Source organism: Achromobacter sp. EB05 (genome assembly GCF_044232075.1).
In the GTDB taxonomy this organism is placed as follows: Bacteria; Pseudomonadota; Gammaproteobacteria; order Burkholderiales; family Burkholderiaceae_B; genus Achromobacter; species Achromobacter dolens.
Map to the genome: position 1 here is coordinate 4,627,198 of NZ_CP155917.1, position 15,579 is coordinate 4,642,776.

Below are 15,579 nucleotides of genomic sequence, written 5' to 3' on the forward strand. Positions count from 1 at the left end.
AAAGCGATGCTCACCAAAGAGGAACGCAGCGCGTTGCGCTGCGAGCCGCTTACGATTTCTGGCCGGCGGCCGGGGCCTGCTGCGCCGGCTTGGCGGGGTCCGCGGGCTTGGCCGCGGGAGCGCCCGCCGCGGGATCCGCCGGCTTGGCGCCAGGCTGTGCCGGCGGCTGGCCGCCCGCGGCGGGCGCGCCGCCCCCCGCCTTGTCCTTGTTCCAGGGGCTGGCCTGCACCGGGGCGCCGGGACGGATCTTCTGGAAGCCTTCGACCACGACCACGTCGCCGGCCTTCAGGCCGCTGGTGACGATCCAGTTGTTCTTGATGGCGCCGCCGGTGGTGACGGGCAACTGTTCGATCTTGTTGTCCTTGACCAGCATCAGGCTCTGCGAACCGTCGGCCGTGCGCTGCAGCGCCTGCTGCGGCACCAGCAGGGCCTGGTCGTCCACGCCCTGCTCCAGGCGCACGCGCACGTACATGCCGGGCAACAGGATGCCGTCGGGGTTGGGCACCTCGGCGCGCAGGTTGACCTGGCCGGTGCTGGGATCGACCGTGATGCCGGTGAAGAGCAGCTTGCCCGGCTTGTCGTATTCGGACCCGTCTTCCAGCACCACGGTGGCGCGGGCGGCATCCTTGCCGACCTGCTGCAGCTTGCCGCTGGCGAAGGCGCGACGCAGCGCGGCCAGGTCGGCGGTGGACTGGGTGAAGTCAACGTAGATCGGGTCGAGCTGCTGCACGGTGGCCATCTGCGTGGCGGAGGTGGCCTCGACCAGCGCGCCCTCGGTCACCAGCGGCTTGCCGATGCGGCCCGTGATCGGCGAGGTGACATCGGTGTAGCCGAGGTTGATGGACGCGTTGTCCTGCGCCGCCTTGGCGGCGGCCACGGTGGCATCGGCCTGGCGGTAGGCCGCCACGGCATTGTCGTATTCCTGCTTGCTGACGGCGTTGGCCTTGACCAGCGGCGCGTAGCGGTCGGCCAGCAGCTTGGCGCTGAACAGGTTGGCCTGCGCCTGCTTGAGCTGCGCGGTCGCCTGATCGTAGGCGGCCTTGTAGGGCGCCGGATCGATCTTGAACAGCAACTGGTTTTCCTTAACGTCGCCCCCCTGCTCGAAGGCGATCTTCTGGACGATGCCGGTGACCCGCGAGCGGATCTGGGCGTCGCGCACCGCGTCGACGCGGCCGGGCAGTTCGGAGACGATGGGTGTGCGTTGCGGCTGCACCGTGATGACGCTGACCTGCGGCATGCCGGGGTTCATCTGCGGCTTTTCACCGCAACCCGCCAACAACAGCGCGAGGACGCCGCCGGAAAAAGCCAGACTTGATACACGTTTAGGCGAAAACCGCATTGAAACCCCCGCGAAGTTAACCGCGTCAAGCGACCGCAACAATGTAACGGCGTTAGCTGAGCGCCGTGTCCGGTTGCCGAAGGACGGCCGCGGGCTTGCGCGGCCGTGTCCGACCGCCGTATTTGACCGCAATATGTGATTGCGATCAAAACAAAATCCCGCGCTCCGCCACTGACACGTGAATAGCCCGTTAATGTAACTCAGTTATTGGGGAAATCACTGATTTTCACGACGGCGCGCGACATGGGAAGCGGCGAAAAACAAACGGATCCGGGGGGAATCCGCCCGCCGCGATCAGACGTCGGCAACCTCTTGCAGGTTGCCCAGGAAAACATAGCCCACGCCATGCACCGTATGCAACGGCAGGCGCCCGCCAGCCTCGCGCACCTTGCGCCGCAGGCGGCAGATCGCCACATTCAGGGCGCGAAGGTTGGTGCTCTGGCGCGGCAGCATCAATTCCTCGCGCAGCAAGGCGAGTTCCTCGCGCAACAGTTCCTTGCGCGGGTTGCGCAGCAGGCACTGGAAGCAGGCCCGCTCGACCTCGGTCAGGTCCAGCCGCGTGCCTTGCGGAGTCAGCAAGGTCCAGCCGTGGTACAGCAGGCTCCACCAGCCGTCGAGCCGCACCGGGAAGGGGCCCTCGGCCGATTCGGCCGCGGCGGCCGGCGGCGGGGCCGGCGTGGCGGCGCCCGGAACCGCAGGCGCGGACTGCGGGCCGCGGACAGGGGGAACGGGGAAAGCGATAGTCATGTTGGCGTCTCCAGCGGGCGCGGGCGCGGCGCGGAAGACGGCGGCCCGGACCCGGAACAAGGTTTCAAGTCTTGCCGAAAGACTACCGTTGCTGACGCCGTTGTGCGGCGAAGTTTCCCTGGAATCAGACGGATCCCAGACCGCCGCGCGGAACCTCAGGAGGTGTGCTTGCCATTACGGTGGATGTCGTGGGCCACGAAGCAACTGTCCTGCGTCGGGCGCGCCAGGATACCCGGCTTGGCCAGCGTCTGGCGGATGTCGGCCAGGCCCGACTCCCAGTGCTCGCGCATGGCCTCGGTGCCGAACTCATAGTCCTTGGAGAAGCGCTCGCGGTGCTTGGACTCGTAGATCAGGTTGATGATGTTGGTGGCCGGGGTCTTGGCCAGGCGGCGGATCTCGGCCAGCTCGGGCGCGCCCCGCTCTTTTTCGGGCAGGCGCTCCAGCAGTTGCTGCAGGCCATGGCGCAGCTTGAGCACGCGGCGTAGCTGGTCGGTGACCATGCGGGTCCGGCTGGAGTACTGGATGTCCTTCTGGCGCTCGGCCACTTCCTCGAGCGTGGTCGGCAGCCCGCCGCGCGCGGGCCACAGGTCGACCTGGAAGGCCAGCGTGTCGCGCATCGTGTCGCTGGTCAGGACCTGCGCCAGCGGCGTGTTGGACACCACGCCCCCGTCCCAGTAGTGCTCGCCGTCGATCTCCACTGACGGGAAGCCGGGCGGCAAGGCGCCGGAGGCCATGATGTGCTCGGGCCGCAGGGTGTCCTTGAGGCTGTCGAAATAGGCGAAATTGCCGCTGCGCACATTGACCACGCCAAAGCTGGCGCGCACCGCGCCGGAATTGAGCAGATCGAAATCCACGTACTCGCGCAACGTCGCCGCCAGCGGCGTGGTGTCGTAGAAGCTGGTGGACGCCGCGCCCTTGCCGTGCACCCAGTAAGGCGGCGGAAAGCGCGGCTTGAAAAAGCCCGGCTGCCCCGAGAACAGCGCCTGGAAGGCCGACAACTGGCCATTCATGGCGGGCGAGCCGAAGCCGAATGGAATGCCCTCGAACATGCCGGCCAGCGTATCGCCCCAGGGGACGGAGGCGAACCCCGCCGGCCGGCAGATGCTTTCCCAGAACCCGCGCAGCCGTTCGATGCGCTCGTCCTCGCGCGAACCGGCAATGATCGCCGCGTTGATCGAACCGATCGAGATGCCGGAGATCCAGTTCGGGCGGATGCCGGCCTCGTGCAGGCCCTGGTACACCCCCGCCTGGTACGAGCCGAGGGCGCCGCCGCCCTGCAGCACCAGGGCGACGGTGTCATAGGACGGCGTGGCGCCGGTATCGGTAGACGAGGATTTGCGGCGGGTGCTCATGCGGGGTTCCTTTGGATGACGCTACGGTGTGCGCTTGTCCGGCCGCTGCGGCGCGGCGACGCCGGCGCGGAACGGATACTGGGCGAAGACCTGGGCCACGGCCTTCTCTATGCTCTGCGGCGAGGTCGCGGCCTCGGGATCGCGGACTTCGCCGACTGCGACGCCCTCCCACACCAACTGTTTGCGGCGCGGGTCGACCAGGTCGATGTTGAGGGTGCCCTCGGTGTATTGGTAGACGGTGTCGCCCCAGCCGTAGCCGGGCCAGCCGCCGTAGAACCCGGCGCGATAGCCGTAGTACGGCCCCATCGGCGGAGGCGGCGGCGCCTGGGTCACCTCGGTCTTCTGCTGCAGTTTGCCGTTGAAATTGACCAGAAGGTCGGGATTGGCGGCGTCGTAGACATAACCGCGCATTTCCATCTGGCCGCGGGTCGCGTCCTTGAGGCGTTCGGTCAGCAGGGTGCTGTAGCCGGCCTTGTCGGTGCCCAGCGGCGACATGTAGCCGAAGGTCCGGTAGCGCGAGAAATCCGCCTGATGGTCGTAATCGCTTTTGATGGTGGGGCCGGAAGCGCAGGCCGCCAGTAGTGTCACCATGGAACCCGATGCCAGCATTTTCAGCGCTTTCATGTCGATCTCCAAGAAGCGGGGCCGCGAGCCGGCCCCCGATGTCAACACACCTCAACACATCCTGAGCGCACTCATAGTGCCGCGAAGCGGATAAAGTTTCAACAGCATCTCATTCTCATCCGATCCCTCCCGAATGCCGGCGGCGCGGGCTCCATTACACTCGCGGTACTTTCATCACGCTGACCACACCCGATACCGATGTTGGAACTCGACGGCTCGATTTGGTTTCGTTCCGGCGCCCAGAACTGGGGCGGCAAGAACCGCATAGACCTGCTGGCGCAGATCGACGCCACCGGCTCGATCACGGCCGCCGCGCGCGCGGTCGGCATGAGCTACAAGGGCGCCTGGGACGCCATCGACGCCATGAACAACCTGGCGGGCGAACCGCTGGTGTTGCGGGCGGCCGGCGGCAAGGGCGGCGGCGGCACGCGCCTGACCGACCGGGCGCGCGGCCTGATCGCGACGTTCCGGGTGCTGGAAGCCGAGCACCGCAAATTCATGGAAAACCTGGCGCGCGCCGGCCTGGACGCCAGCGGCGACATCGACCTGATGAGACGCTTCATGCTGAAAACCAGCGCACGCAACAAACTCATGGGCACCGTGATGGAGGTCCGCACGGGCGCCGTCAACGACGAAGTCCTGCTGCGCATCGCCGGCGGCCAGGTCATCACGGCCACCATCACCCGCGAGAGCACCCAGGAACTCGAACTGGCGCCCGGCAAGGAAGCGCTGGCGCTGGTCAAGGCCTCGTCGGTGATCGTCGGCGCGCCCGGCGCCGGCCTGCGGCTGTCGGCCCGCAACCAATTGCCAGGCACCGTGACGGCGGTGCGCGCCGGCGCGGTCAACAGCGAGATCCTGATCGAACTGGAAGGCGGCGCCACGCTGGCGGCCATCGTCACCAACGAAAGCGCGCAGGACCTGGGACTGGGCGAGGGCGCGGGCGCGGTCGCCGTGTTCAAGGCCTCGAGCGTGATCCTGGGCGTGCTGGACTGACTTCGCTCCGTTGCGGCCAGGCGCTTGCCGCCACCGCGGTCGGCCCCGGGCGGCCGCGGCGCTTACAGGCAGCGGCATTCACGCTTTGAATGCCGCCCTGCCCGTCACACGCCCACGTCCTCGTCGCGGCGATGCACCTTGCCGTCGCGGACCTCGAAGACCTCGTCGGCCAGCGCTTCGACGTCGGCCGGATCGTGCGTGATCAGCAGCATCGGCACGTCCAACTGGCGTTGCAGCGCGCTCAGCTCCTGGCGCATCTTGCCGCGCAACTGCGAGTCCAGCGCCGAGAACGGCTCGTCCAGCAGCAGGATTTCCGGCTTGACCATCAGCGCGCGCGCCAGCGCCACGCGCTGCTTCTGTCCTCCCGAGATCTCGTGCGGATAGCTGCCCACGATGGCGCCCAGTTCAAAGGCGTCGACCCAGCGCCGCGCCTCGGCCGACACGGCCCGCCGCGGCGGATTGAGCCAGCCTCGGCGCGAGCCGAAGGCGATGTTCTGCGCCACCGTCAGATGCGGGAACAATGCGTAGTCCTGGAACAGATAGGCCACGCGGCGGGCCTGCGGCGCGACGCTCAGGCGCGCATCGGAATCGAACAGCACCCGTCCGTTGATCTCAATGCGGCCGGCGTCCGGCCGCAGCAGGCCGGCCACCGCCCGCAGCGTCAGGCTCTTGCCGGCGCCCGACGGGCCGAACAGCGCGATGCGCCTGGACTTGGAGGAGAACGCCACGTCCAGGGAAAAGTGGCGGTCGCCCGACACCATGTCCTTGCGGATGCGCAGGTCGACGCTCATCGCCCGCCTCCGCGACGGCTGGAGCGGATCGGCACCAGCTTGCCGGCCGCCAGCAGCACGACCACGCAGGTGATGGAGGTCACCAGCACCAGGAAATTGGCGGTGGCGTCATCGCCCGCCTGCACCGCCTCGTAGATGGCGACTGACAGCGTCTGGGTGCGGCCGGGCAGGTTGCCGGCAATCATCAGGGTGGCGCCAAACTCGCCCAGCGCGCGGGCAAAGGCCAGCAGCACGCCGGCCACGATGCCGCGCGCCGCCAGCGGCAAGGTCACGCGAAAGAACACGCCGGCCTCGCGCACGCCCAGCACGCGGGCCGCGCTTTCCAGTTGAGGATCGACGTCTTCGAAGGCGGCGCGGGCCGACTTGAACACCAGCGGAAAGGCCACCACCGACGCGGCAATGACCGCGCCCTGCCAGGTGAACACCAGTTCGATGCCCAGCGCCGCCAGCTTCTCGCCCAGCACGCCGCGCCGGCCCAGCAGCACCAGCAGGTAGTAGCCCAGCACCGTGGGCGGCAGCACCAGCGGCAGGGTCAGGACGGCATCCAGCAGGTCGCGGCCCGGCCAGCGCCAGCGCGACAGGCCATAGGCGGCCGCGGTGCCGGCCACGGCGGCCAGCAGCGTTGCCCAACCCGCCACTTTCAGGGTAAGCAGCAGGGGCACCCATACCGGATCACTCATCACAGACCGCGTTGGCTACCGCCCGCGCCCTCAAGGCTTCTGGAAGCCGTAGCGTGACAGGATTTCCTGCCCGGCGGGCGACATCACGTAGGCCACGAAGCGCTTGGCTTCCTGGGCGGCGGCATCACGCGCCGTCACGGCGATGGGATAGGTGACCGGCGTCTGCGACGGCACGCGCACCGCCACCTTGACCTTGTCCGGCATGATTGCCGCGTCGGTGGCGAACACGAAGCCCGCGTCCACTTCGCCGCGCGACACGTAATCCAGGCTCTGGCGCACATTCTGCGCCAGCACGCTCTTGGCCTGCACCGCGTCCCACAGGCCGGCGGCCTGCAGCGCGCCCTGCGTGTAGCGGCCCACCGGCACCGAGGCCGGGTTGCCGTAGGCGATGCGCTTGATGTCGTCGCGCGTCAGGTCCTTGAGCGCGGTGATGTTGGCCTTGCTGTCCGTCGGCACGATCAGCACGATCTGATTGGCGGCGAAATCCACCCGCGACTCGGGCTTGACGGCCTTTTCCTCGACCGCCTTGTCCATCGCCTTCTGGTCGGCGGACGCGAATACGTCGGCGGGCGCGCCCTTGACGATCTGCTGCAGCAGCACGTCGGAAGCGCCGAAGTTCAGGATGACCTTGGTGCCGGCATGCTCCTTCTCATACGCCTGGGCCACGTCCTTGAACGCGTTGGTCAGGCTGGCGGCGGCGGACACGACCAGGTCGCCAGCGTGGGCGCAGGGGCCCCAGGCGGCGGCCAGGACCAGCGACAGCGCCAGGACCGGGTGTTTGCGGAACATGCATCTCTCCTCGGACAAGATCAATCTCGGTATCGAAATATATATAGGTATATAACGCTCGTCAATTTGTGCCCGGGGCCGACTTGCGCCCGATCAACGAAGGGAGGAAATCGGCCTGGAGCCCGCTCAGCCGCGGTCGACCGTGGTGACGCGCACCGTGTCGGGGGCCAGCGCGGCCCGCAGCCGCTCGAGCGCCAGTTCGGGCCGGGCGGCCCCGCACATGAAGATGTCCAGCGCCGCGAACCGGTGCTCGGGCCAGGAATGCACGCTGATGTGCGATTCGCTCAGCATGACCACGCCCGTCACGCCCGCGCCTTCTCCAAAATGGTGGAAGTGGGCGCCCAGCACGCGCGCGCCGGCGGCCTCGGCGGCCCCCAGCAGCTCGCGCTCGAGCGCCCGGGCGTCGGCCAGCAGGCCGGCGTCCACGCCACGGAAGTCGGCCAGGATGTGGCGGCCGGGCGTCGCGTGCGGCGTCACTTGTGCGATCCGCCCGACGACCAGCCCGAGCTGCCCGACGATCCGCCGCCCCAACTGCTGCTGCTGCCGCCGCTGCCACCACTGGTGAAGCGGGCGCCGGGCGAGCTGGCGCCGGTGGCTGCGATGACCACGATCAGGGCGTAGATGGCGTAGAAGAACTTGCCCATGCCTCAGTCGTCCTTTGCCGACATCTTGTCCGCGAGGCTGGCCGGCAGCCACAGGAAGGCCAGGCCGATCAGGATCGGCAGGATGCGGCCGCTGAAGATGTTGCCCATGTTGAGGAATCCCATGGCGATGGTGGCGAACCAGGCCCATTTGCGATAACCGCCCAGCGAGGGCGAGCGCGGCATCGCCTTCTGCCTGGCCAGTTCGGGATTGTCGAACCACTGGGCCAGTTGCGCCGGCGCCACCGGCGCGGCGGCCGACCAGCCCACCTCGGCCGGCCCCTGTTCGCGGGTGAGCTTGAGGTTGCCGGCCTTGTAGTCGGTGATCTTGGTGCTGTCGCCGACCCTGACGCGCCAGTTGAAAGCGCCAAGCGCCAGGTCGACGCGCGAGGTGTAGTCGTACAGCTTCTGGTACAGCTTGGAGCGCCAGCGCACGCTGGTGGCGTTGTTGTAGCTGGGCCAGGTATCGCAGACCTGCACGCGCTCCCAGCCCTCGTCCGTCTCCACCAGCCAGATGAAGCCCTTGGCGGGGTTGAACAACAGGTATTCGATCCAGTCCGAGGGCTCTTCGGGGTCCGGATCGGCGCATTTCATCAGGCCGATCAGGGTGTAGGCGGCGCCATCGATCTTGGCGGTGGCGCCCAGCGCCAGCGTGGTCTTGATGGCGTTGATCTTGCGCGCCTTGCCGATGACTTCGGCGGTCTCGCCGGCGCAGTCGACCGTGGCCGCGCACGACGGGCACACCACCTGCGTCGCCATGGCGGCGACGAAGCTGATCGGCGCGCCGCAGTTGGGGCAGTCCAGCGCCTTGATCTGGCCGCGGAAGCGCCCGGCGGTTTCCTCGACCTGTTCGTTCGAACGCAGCGTCGCCGCCTGCATGCCCGCCAGGTCGAAGGCCTTGCCGATGTAGAGCTCGGGTTCGGGACCGTCGGAAAAGTCCAGCGTCAGGAACGCATCCAGGCTGCGGAAATCGGCCACCTTGGCTTCCCAGCCATCGCCCGGCACGAACGGCAGTTCCCCCTGCGCGCCGCCAGCGCGGCAGCGCCGCACGTCGGAAGCCGTGAAACGCTGGCCATCCAGTTTCATGTCGTCGCCGGGCGCGATGTCGGCGAAGGCAGGCAGGCCCTGCACGGTCTTGGCCTTGCGGCGGCGGGTAATGGCGTATTGGCCGGAGGCGTCCGACAGCCAGCCGTCCGAGCCGTCTTCGAACCACAGGTACCACTCGTTCCAGAAGCCGTCCTCGTAGCGCAACTGGATGCGGCCGATCAGGTCGAAGCGCTTGCCTTCGAACTGGCCGGCGGCGCCCAGGCACAGCGGCGAATAGTCTTCCAGGACATCGGCGGTCTCGCCGATGCGCTTGACCGACTCGGCGTCCTTGAGCAGCGTGCTGCGGCAGGCGCCGCAGACCGCCATGACCGATGCCGTGGAAGTGAACTTGACGGGTGCTCCGCACTGCGGACACAGGACCTGCTGCATGGGCGGGCGGCGTTCAGCTAGTGAGTTTCTTCAGGACCTCGGCCTTGGCCGCGTCGTAGTCGGCCGGCGTGATCAGGCCCTTGTCGAGCAGATCCTTGAGCTGCTGCAGGCGCTGCACCGGGTCGGCGCCCGAAGCGGCCGCCGTGCCGGCCGCCGTGCCGGCCGCCGCCTGGGCGCCCGCCGCCGGTTGCCCCGCGGCCACGCCCAGTCCGGCCGCCATGGTCTGGCCCAGCGCCGCGCCGGCCGCCAGGCCCGCGCCGATGCCGGCGATGCCGCCTTCGTTCTGCGCCGCCAGCGGGATCGAGGTGGCGGTCTGGTACTGGGTGAACTTGCCCAGGTCGCCCGCCATGCCCATCGAGATCCGCGTGTCCAGCGCCTTTTGCAGTTCTTCCGGCAGCGACACGTTCTCGACCGTGAAGTTGTCGAGCTTGACGCCATAGCGCTCGAACACCGGGCCGAGCTGCTCGCCGATGCTCTGCGACATCAGGCCCTGGTTGCCGGCGATGTCCAGGAACGGCACCTTGGAGCCGCCCAGCGCGGTGGTCATGGCCGCGACCACCATGTTGCGCAACTGCGCTTCCAGGTCATCGACGGTGTAGACGTCGCGCGTGCCGCTGATCTCGCGGTAGAACTTGGCCGGATCGGTGATCTGGTACGAATACACGCCGAAGGCGCGCAGCCGCACCATGCCGAATTCGCTGTCGCGCAGCGTCACCGGCTGCGCCGTGCCCCAGCGCCGGCCCAGTTGCAGGCGGGTGCTGAAGAAGATCACGTCCGACTTGAAGGGCGACTCGAACAGCTTGTCCCAGTTCTTCAGGTACGTCAGCACCGGCAGCGTCTGGGTGGTCAGCTTGTACATGCCGGGGCCAAACACGTCGGCCACCTTGCCTTCGTTGACGAACACCGCCATCTGCGACTCGCGCACGGTCAGGCTGGCGCCGTACTGGATTTCGAAATCCTGCATCGGATGACGCCAGGCCAGCACGCCGTCGCCGTCCTCGTTCCATTGCAGGATGTCGATGAACTGTTTGCGGATAAATGAACCGAGACTCATGGCTAGTTCTCCTGTGTCAGAGATGGGTCGACGCGCGCGGCCGCTCAGGTCAGGCAGGCGGCGTTGACCACGCCGGCGGCCAGCGAGATCGATCCGATCAGGCCGCCCATGGCGATGTTGTTTTCCTCGATGGCCTCGTGCAGGCCCTGGATGGCGCGCGACACGACGGCATAGACGACCAGTTGCACCACCATGGCGGCCACGCCCCAGACCAGGAACATGACGAAGCTCGCATGGATGGCGATGCTGGAGCAGAGCGTGAACGAAAAGCCGACCAGCGCGCCGCTGTATGAGAGCACCGCGGCAATGTTGCCCTGGCGGATCAGTTCGAATTCCTTGTAGCGCGTCACCGTGGTGTAGACCGCGGTGAAAATGCCCAGCATGACCAGCGCCGAAACAATGTAGATCAGATAGGTCACCGCCGGATGCATCGCTTCTCCCATAATCGCCCCTCCAGGCCCTGATTGCGCGCAGTATATACGCCGCCTTCGATATACTGCGAACGCATTTTTCGAGTCGGAACCCTCATGCGCGACCGCGTCCTCATCCTGTCGGTATTGATCGTCGCTTCCTGCGGCCTGGGCTACGAGCTCATCAGCAGCGCGCTGGCCAGCTATTTGCTGGGCGATTCCATCCTCCAGTTCTCGTCCGTCATCGGCTGCTATCTGTTCGCGATGGGCATCGGATCGTGGTTGTCAAAATATGTAAGAGACGACGACGTTTTGAATCGATTCATCGACGTCGAACTGGCCGTCGCCTTGTTGGGCGGGGTTTCCGCCGCGGTGCTGTTCCTGGTGTTCGCCTGGCTGTCGGCGCCGTTTCGCGCGGCGCTGTACGCGGGCGTCTTCATCATCGGACTGATGGTCGGCATGGAGATCCCGCTCGTGATGCGCGTCTTCAACCAGCGCAAGGCCGAGTTCCGCGAGATCGTCAGCCGCGTGCTGACTTTCGATTATCTCGGCGCGCTGGCCGTGTCGCTGATCTTTCCGCTGCTGCTGGCGCCCAAGCTGGGCCTGCTGCGCACCAGTTTCCTGTTCGGCATGCTCAACGCCGGCGTGGCGCTGTGGACCACCTGGCTGTTCCGTGGCGAGATTCGGCGCCCTGCCGAACGCGCCATACGCGGCGGCGTGGTGCTGGGGCTGCTGGCGCTGGGCTTCCTGTTTTCCGGCCAGATGACGGCCTGGGCCGAGAAGGGCCTGTACGGCGACGACGTGGTGCACGCCGAGACCACGCCCTACCAGCGCCTGATCGTGACGCGCTGGCACGACGACCTGCGGCTGTACATCAACGGCAACCTGCAATTCTCGTCACGCGACGAACACCGCTACCACGAGTCGTTGGTGATCCCTGGCCTGCAGGCCCTGCCCTGGGCCCGCAACGTGCTGGTGCTGGGCGGCGGCGACGGCCTGGCGGTGCGCGAAATCCTCAAATTCAAGCACGTTGAGCACGTCACGCTGGTGGACCTGGACCCGGCCATGACCGGCCTGTTCTCGCGCTCCGAACCGCTGACGAAGCTGAACCAGGGCTCGCTGACCGATCCGCGCGTCACCGTCATCAACGACGACGCCGGCCGCTGGCTCGAAAGCCACGCCGAGGTCTACGACTTCATCGTGGTGGACTTTCCGGATCCGTCCAACTTCGGCCTGGGCCGGCTGTACTCGGTGCCGGTCTACCACCTGATGGCGCGGCACCTGGCCGAGAACGGCTACATGGTGATCCAGTCGACCTCGCCCTACTTCGCGCCGCGCTCGTTCTGGAGCGTGGACGCCACGCTCAAGGAAGCCGGCCTGAACACCTGGCCGTACCACGCCTACGTGCCGTCGTTCGGCGACTGGGGCTTCATCCTGGCCGGCAAGCGCCGCGACTACACGCCGCCGGACGCCGTCACCGTGCCCACCCGCTACCTCGACCCCGCCACCCTGCGCGAGCTGTTCCACTTTCCCGCCGACATGCCGGCGCTGGCCATGCCGCCGAACCGCCTGAACGAACAATCGCTCGTGCGGTACTTCGACGAGGACTGGCGCAAGGTCATCCGCTGATGCGGCGCCGCACCTTCCTGCTGGGCGTCGCCACCGCCGCCGCCGCCGGCACGGCGGGCTACTACCGTTCGCGCGTGGTCGAGACCACGCCCGAGGTGCGCTACCCGGGCATGCAGGCCGGCCACGCGCTGCGCGATGGCGCGGCGCTGCCGCCATCGTCCGGCGCCCGGCGCTGCCAGGTGGCGATCCTGGGGTCCGGCGTGGCCGGCCTGTCGTGCGCCTGGAAGCTGGCGCGCGAAGGCTTCACCGATTTCGTCGTGGTCCAGGGCCCCGAGTACGGCGGCAATGCCGCCGCCGGCGCCCGCGACGGGCTCGACTACCCGCTCGGCGCGCACTACCTGCCGCTGCCGTCGATGCAGTCCACCCACGTGCGCGAGATGCTGGCCGATTTCGGCATCGCCGAGCGCGACGACTTCGGCGAGCGGCCCTATTACGACGAGGCCATCCTGGCGCACTCGCCGCAGGAACGGCTGCTGCGCGACGGCCGCTGGGAAGACGGCCTCTTGCCGATGCACGGGCTGCCCGAGGCCGATATCGAACAGCACCGCAAGTTCCTGGCGCTGGTGGACCGGCTGCACGGCGCGATCGGCAACGACGGCCGCAAGGTCTTCTGTATTCCCATCGTGCTGTCCTCGCGCGACCCGGCCTGGCGGGCGCTGGACGCGCTCACATTCAAGCAGTGGCTGGACCGCGAAGGCTACACCTCCCCCGCCCTGCACTGGTACCTGAACTACTGCTGCCGCGACGACTACGGCGCGCCCTACGACCGGGTCTCGGCCTGGGCCGGGCTGCACTACTTCGCCAGCCGCGACGGCCATGCCGCCAACGCCGCCGAGGGCGCCGTGCTGACCTGGCCCGGCGGCCTGGCGCCGCTGGTGCAACGGCTGCGCAACGCCATCAGCGCCCGTCTCGGCCATGAGGGCTGGCTGCTGCCCGGCACCGCCGCGCGGTTGCAGGAAAGCGCGGCCGGCCCGCGCATCGATTGCCTGGCGCCGGGGCCCGCCGCCCGCGTCTTTACGCTGCAAGCGCAACGCGCGGTCTGCGCCATGCCGCTGTTCGTGGCCCAGCGCCTGCTGCCCGACATCCGCGCCTACGGCTACGATCCGGTCACGCACGCGTCGCCGCACGCGCCCTGGCTGGTGTCGAACTTCGTCATGGACGGCTATCCGCGCGAAGCGCCGGGCGAGCCGCTGTCGTGGGACAACGTGGTCTACCAGGGCCAGGCCCTGGGCTACGTGGTCTCGACCCACCAATTGCTGCGCGTGGCGCGTTCCCCGCGCACGGTGTTCACTGCCTATCACGCTCTCAGCAACCGGACGCCGCAGGCCGCGCGGCAATGGCTCGCCGACGCCCGCCCCGAGGCGCTGCGCGACGAGGCCGCCGCCGATCTGGTCGCCGCCTATGGCGACGAGTTCTGGCGTCGCGCCCGGCAGTTGGAGATCACGGTGCGCGGCCATGCCATGGCCTCGCCCTATTGCGGCTATCTATCCAACGCCGGCCTGGCGGCGTTGCGCGAGGTGGACGGCCCGGTGCTGTTCGCCCATGCCGACCTGTCCGGCTATTCGGTGTTCGAAGAAGCCGCGTGGTGGGGCGTGGCGGCGGCCGGCCGCATCCTGGGGCAACGGCCGCCCGCCTGACCGGCGCCGGCACACCCGCCTGGCGGCCGCCCGGTGCGGCGTCACAATCATGGATTGCCCGCTCTCGCTGGCGCCCGCCTGCTGCCCTACAATCGGCCGCTCACCTCCCTTGGTTCCATACCGACTCAAGCAGCGACAGCGACGATGGGAAAGCAAGTCATAGTGCTCGGCGCCGGCATCGTCGGCGTCTGCTGCGCGCTGGAACTGCAGCGGCGCGGCATGCAGGTCACCCTGGTCGACCGCCAGGACCCCGGCCGGGAGACCTCATTCGGCAACGCCGGCGTCCTGGCCCGCAGCTCCCTCATGCCCTTCAACCATCCCGGCCTGTGGCGCCAGTTGCCCCGGCTGCTGCGCAACGACACCGTCCAATTCCGCTATCGCGCCGCGTACCTGGCCCGCAATCTGGGCTGGGCGGCGGGCTTCCTGGCGCGCGCCCGGCCGTCGGTGTTCGGCGAAACCACGGCGGCGCTCGACGGCCTGATCCGGCGCTCCGCCGCCGAACACCTGCGCCTGCTGGACGCGGCCGGCGCGCGCCACCGCCTGCGCGACAGCGGCTGGATCTTCCTGTTCCGCAGCGAACAGGCGTGGCAGGGCGGCGCCCTGGCGCGCCAGGCCTACGCCCGCCACCAGGTGCCGACCCAGGCGCTGGCCCCGGCCGAACTGGCGCAACTGGAGCCGGCCCTGGCGCCGATCTTCCCGCGCGCGCTGTGGATCCAGGGGTCCTATTCGGTGGACGATCCCGGCGCCGTGACCACGGCCTACGCCGACCTGTTCCAGCGCTCGGGCGGCGTCTTCCGCACACTGCAAGCCGCCGCCATCCGCCGCGATGGCGGACGCGGCTGGATCGTGCAAGGCGATGCCGGCACGGAAACGCTGACGGCGCCCGACCTGGTGGTGGCGCTGGGCCCGTGGTCCAAGGCCCTGCTCAAGACCACCGGCATCGACCTGCCGCTGGCGTTCGAGCGCGGCTATCACATGCATTACGGCGCCGCCGGCGGCCCGGCGCTGGGCCGCCCCATCTACGACACCGGCGGCGGCTACGTGCTGTCGCCGATGGCACGCGGCCTGCGGCTGACCACCGGCGTCGAGCTGGACGACTGCGACGCGCCTGCGCGTCCCATCCAGTTGGACCTGGCGGAAACCCGGGCGCGCGAGGCCATCGACCTGGGCGAGCGGCTGGACCCGCGGGCCTGGCTCGGCCGCCGCCCGACGCTGCCGGACAGCCGCCCGATGATCGGCCAGGCGCCGCGCCATCCGGGCCTGTGGCTGGCGCTGGGACACCAGCACATCGGTTTCAGCACGGCGCCCGGCACCGCGCAGATACTAGGGGAATTGATGACCGACGGCGACGCCACCGGCCGCCACGACGCCTTCCGTCCGGGACGATTCCTCTAGGGCGTATCGACATTCACGGGAG

General features: G+C 68.4%; 16 protein-coding genes. 4 read left to right on the forward strand and 12 right to left on the reverse strand.

The window, feature by feature from the left end; all coding sequences use genetic code 11:
• Positions 1–49 precede the first annotated feature (49 nt).
• The 4 genes from AAID08_RS21055 to AAID08_RS21070 form a co-directional block, all read right to left on the reverse strand.
• Positions 50–1,339: an efflux RND transporter periplasmic adaptor subunit gene (locus AAID08_RS21055; RefSeq protein WP_269873501.1), complete on the reverse strand. Its 1,290-nt coding sequence runs from the start codon at positions 1,337–1,339 to the stop codon at positions 50–52.
• A 294-nt stretch (positions 1,340–1,633) separates the two neighbouring features.
• Entirely contained in the window at positions 1,634–2,086 is a 453-nt protein-coding gene (locus AAID08_RS21060; protein ID WP_395756874.1) for a helix-turn-helix domain-containing protein, read from the reverse strand.
• A 155-nt stretch (positions 2,087–2,241) separates the two neighbouring features.
• Complete coding sequence (locus tag AAID08_RS21065) at positions 2,242–3,438, reverse strand: patatin-like phospholipase family protein (protein WP_064523494.1); 1,197 nt, start codon at positions 3,436–3,438, stop codon at positions 2,242–2,244.
• A 21-nt stretch (positions 3,439–3,459) separates the two neighbouring features.
• Entirely contained in the window at positions 3,460–4,062 is a 603-nt protein-coding gene (locus AAID08_RS21070) for a DUF4136 domain-containing protein (protein WP_395756875.1), read from the reverse strand.
• 198 nt (positions 4,063–4,260) lie between these two features.
• Here AAID08_RS21070 and AAID08_RS21075 point away from each other — a divergent pair, with 198 nt between their 5' ends.
• The gene (locus AAID08_RS21075; RefSeq protein ID WP_054503230.1) at positions 4,261–5,055 is read left to right on the forward strand and encodes a TOBE domain-containing protein; all 795 of its coding nucleotides are present in this window, start codon (positions 4,261–4,263) and stop codon (positions 5,053–5,055) included.
• 104 nt (positions 5,056–5,159) lie between these two features.
• On the opposite strand, the gene AAID08_RS21080 is transcribed toward AAID08_RS21075, so the two are convergent.
• The 8 genes from AAID08_RS21080 to AAID08_RS21115 all read right to left on the reverse strand — a co-directional run bounded on the left by AAID08_RS21080 (position 5,160) and on the right by AAID08_RS21115 (position 10,917).
• Positions 5,160–5,846, reverse strand: a complete 687-nt coding sequence (locus AAID08_RS21080; RefSeq protein ID WP_116792130.1) for a sulfate/molybdate ABC transporter ATP-binding protein — start codon at positions 5,844–5,846, stop codon at positions 5,160–5,162.
• Positions 5,843–6,526 (reverse strand): molybdate ABC transporter permease subunit, encoded by a 684-nt coding sequence (gene modB / locus AAID08_RS21085; protein ID WP_064523489.1) that lies wholly within the window; start codon positions 6,524–6,526, stop codon positions 5,843–5,845. The genes AAID08_RS21080 and modB overlap by 4 nt, the downstream gene beginning before the upstream one ends.
• 30 nt (positions 6,527–6,556) lie before the next feature.
• Positions 6,557–7,315, reverse strand: coding sequence for a molybdate ABC transporter substrate-binding protein (gene modA / locus AAID08_RS21090; RefSeq protein ID WP_395756876.1), 759 nt, complete (start codon positions 7,313–7,315; stop codon positions 6,557–6,559).
• A gap of 126 nt (positions 7,316–7,441) precedes the next feature.
• A complete protein-coding gene (gene speD, locus AAID08_RS21095; protein WP_395756877.1) occupies positions 7,442–7,792 on the reverse strand; it encodes an adenosylmethionine decarboxylase in 351 nt (116 codons plus the stop codon).
• Positions 7,789–7,959, reverse strand: coding sequence for a hypothetical protein (locus AAID08_RS21100; protein ID WP_162876642.1), 171 nt, complete (start codon positions 7,957–7,959; stop codon positions 7,789–7,791). Before AAID08_RS21100 ends, speD begins: the two co-directional genes overlap by 4 nt.
• Positions 7,960–7,962: 3 nt before the next feature.
• Positions 7,963–9,432, reverse strand: coding sequence for a DUF4178 domain-containing protein (locus tag AAID08_RS21105; RefSeq protein WP_395756878.1), 1,470 nt, complete (start codon positions 9,430–9,432; stop codon positions 7,963–7,965).
• A 13-nt stretch (positions 9,433–9,445) separates the two neighbouring features.
• Positions 9,446–10,486, reverse strand: coding sequence for an SPFH domain-containing protein (locus tag AAID08_RS21110; RefSeq protein ID WP_372414877.1), 1,041 nt, complete (start codon positions 10,484–10,486; stop codon positions 9,446–9,448).
• Between the two features lie 44 nt (positions 10,487–10,530).
• Positions 10,531–10,917, reverse strand: coding sequence for a DUF350 domain-containing protein (locus tag AAID08_RS21115; RefSeq protein ID WP_049072739.1), 387 nt, complete (start codon positions 10,915–10,917; stop codon positions 10,531–10,533).
• A 96-nt stretch (positions 10,918–11,013) separates the two neighbouring features.
• Between AAID08_RS21115 and AAID08_RS21120 the strand changes: the two genes are divergently transcribed.
• The 3 genes from AAID08_RS21120 (at position 11,014) to AAID08_RS21130 (ending at position 15,557) form a co-directional block, all read left to right on the forward strand.
• A complete protein-coding gene (locus AAID08_RS21120; RefSeq protein WP_054416382.1) occupies positions 11,014–12,525 on the forward strand; it encodes a polyamine aminopropyltransferase in 1,512 nt (503 codons plus the stop codon).
• Positions 12,525–14,162, forward strand: coding sequence for an NAD(P)-binding protein (locus AAID08_RS21125; RefSeq protein ID WP_395756879.1), 1,638 nt, complete (start codon positions 12,525–12,527; stop codon positions 14,160–14,162). Before AAID08_RS21120 ends, AAID08_RS21125 begins: the two co-directional genes overlap by 1 nt.
• Before the next feature lie 144 nt (positions 14,163–14,306).
• Positions 14,307–15,557, forward strand: a complete 1,251-nt coding sequence (locus tag AAID08_RS21130; RefSeq protein ID WP_395756880.1) for an NAD(P)/FAD-dependent oxidoreductase — start codon at positions 14,307–14,309, stop codon at positions 15,555–15,557.
• Positions 15,558–15,579: the final 22 nt, after the last annotated feature.

Bases quoted from the DNA above. Each gene is read 5' to 3' on its own strand.
- modB (WP_064523489.1), bottom strand. From the start codon at position 6,526: ATGAGTGATCCGGTATGGGTGCCCCTGCTGCTTACCCTGAAAGTGGCG.
- AAID08_RS21100 (WP_162876642.1), bottom strand. From the start codon at position 7,959: ATGGGCAAGTTCTTCTACGCCATCTACGCCCTGATCGTGGTCATCGCA.
- AAID08_RS21055 (WP_269873501.1), bottom strand. From the start codon at position 1,339: ATGCGGTTTTCGCCTAAACGTGTATCAAGTCTGGCTTTTTCCGGCGGC.
- AAID08_RS21080 (WP_116792130.1), bottom strand. From the start codon at position 5,846: ATGAGCGTCGACCTGCGCATCCGCAAGGACATGGTGTCGGGCGACCGC.
- AAID08_RS21120 (WP_054416382.1), top strand. From the start codon at position 11,014: ATGCGCGACCGCGTCCTCATCCTGTCGGTATTGATCGTCGCTTCCTGC.
- AAID08_RS21110 (WP_372414877.1), bottom strand. From the start codon at position 10,486: ATGAGTCTCGGTTCATTTATCCGCAAACAGTTCATCGACATCCTGCAA.
- AAID08_RS21070 (WP_395756875.1), bottom strand. From the start codon at position 4,062: ATGAAAGCGCTGAAAATGCTGGCATCGGGTTCCATGGTGACACTACTG.
- AAID08_RS21105 (WP_395756878.1), bottom strand. From the start codon at position 9,432: ATGCAGCAGGTCCTGTGTCCGCAGTGCGGAGCACCCGTCAAGTTCACT.
- AAID08_RS21115 (WP_049072739.1), bottom strand. From the start codon at position 10,917: ATGCATCCGGCGGTGACCTATCTGATCTACATTGTTTCGGCGCTGGTC.
- AAID08_RS21125 (WP_395756879.1), top strand. From the start codon at position 12,525: ATGCGGCGCCGCACCTTCCTGCTGGGCGTCGCCACCGCCGCCGCCGCC.
- modA (WP_395756876.1), bottom strand. From the start codon at position 7,315: ATGTTCCGCAAACACCCGGTCCTGGCGCTGTCGCTGGTCCTGGCCGCC.
- AAID08_RS21075 (WP_054503230.1), top strand. From the start codon at position 4,261: ATGTTGGAACTCGACGGCTCGATTTGGTTTCGTTCCGGCGCCCAGAAC.
- AAID08_RS21060 (WP_395756874.1), bottom strand. From the start codon at position 2,086: ATGACTATCGCTTTCCCCGTTCCCCCTGTCCGCGGCCCGCAGTCCGCG.
- AAID08_RS21130 (WP_395756880.1), top strand. From the start codon at position 14,307: ATGGGAAAGCAAGTCATAGTGCTCGGCGCCGGCATCGTCGGCGTCTGC.
- AAID08_RS21065 (WP_064523494.1), bottom strand. From the start codon at position 3,438: ATGAGCACCCGCCGCAAATCCTCGTCTACCGATACCGGCGCCACGCCG.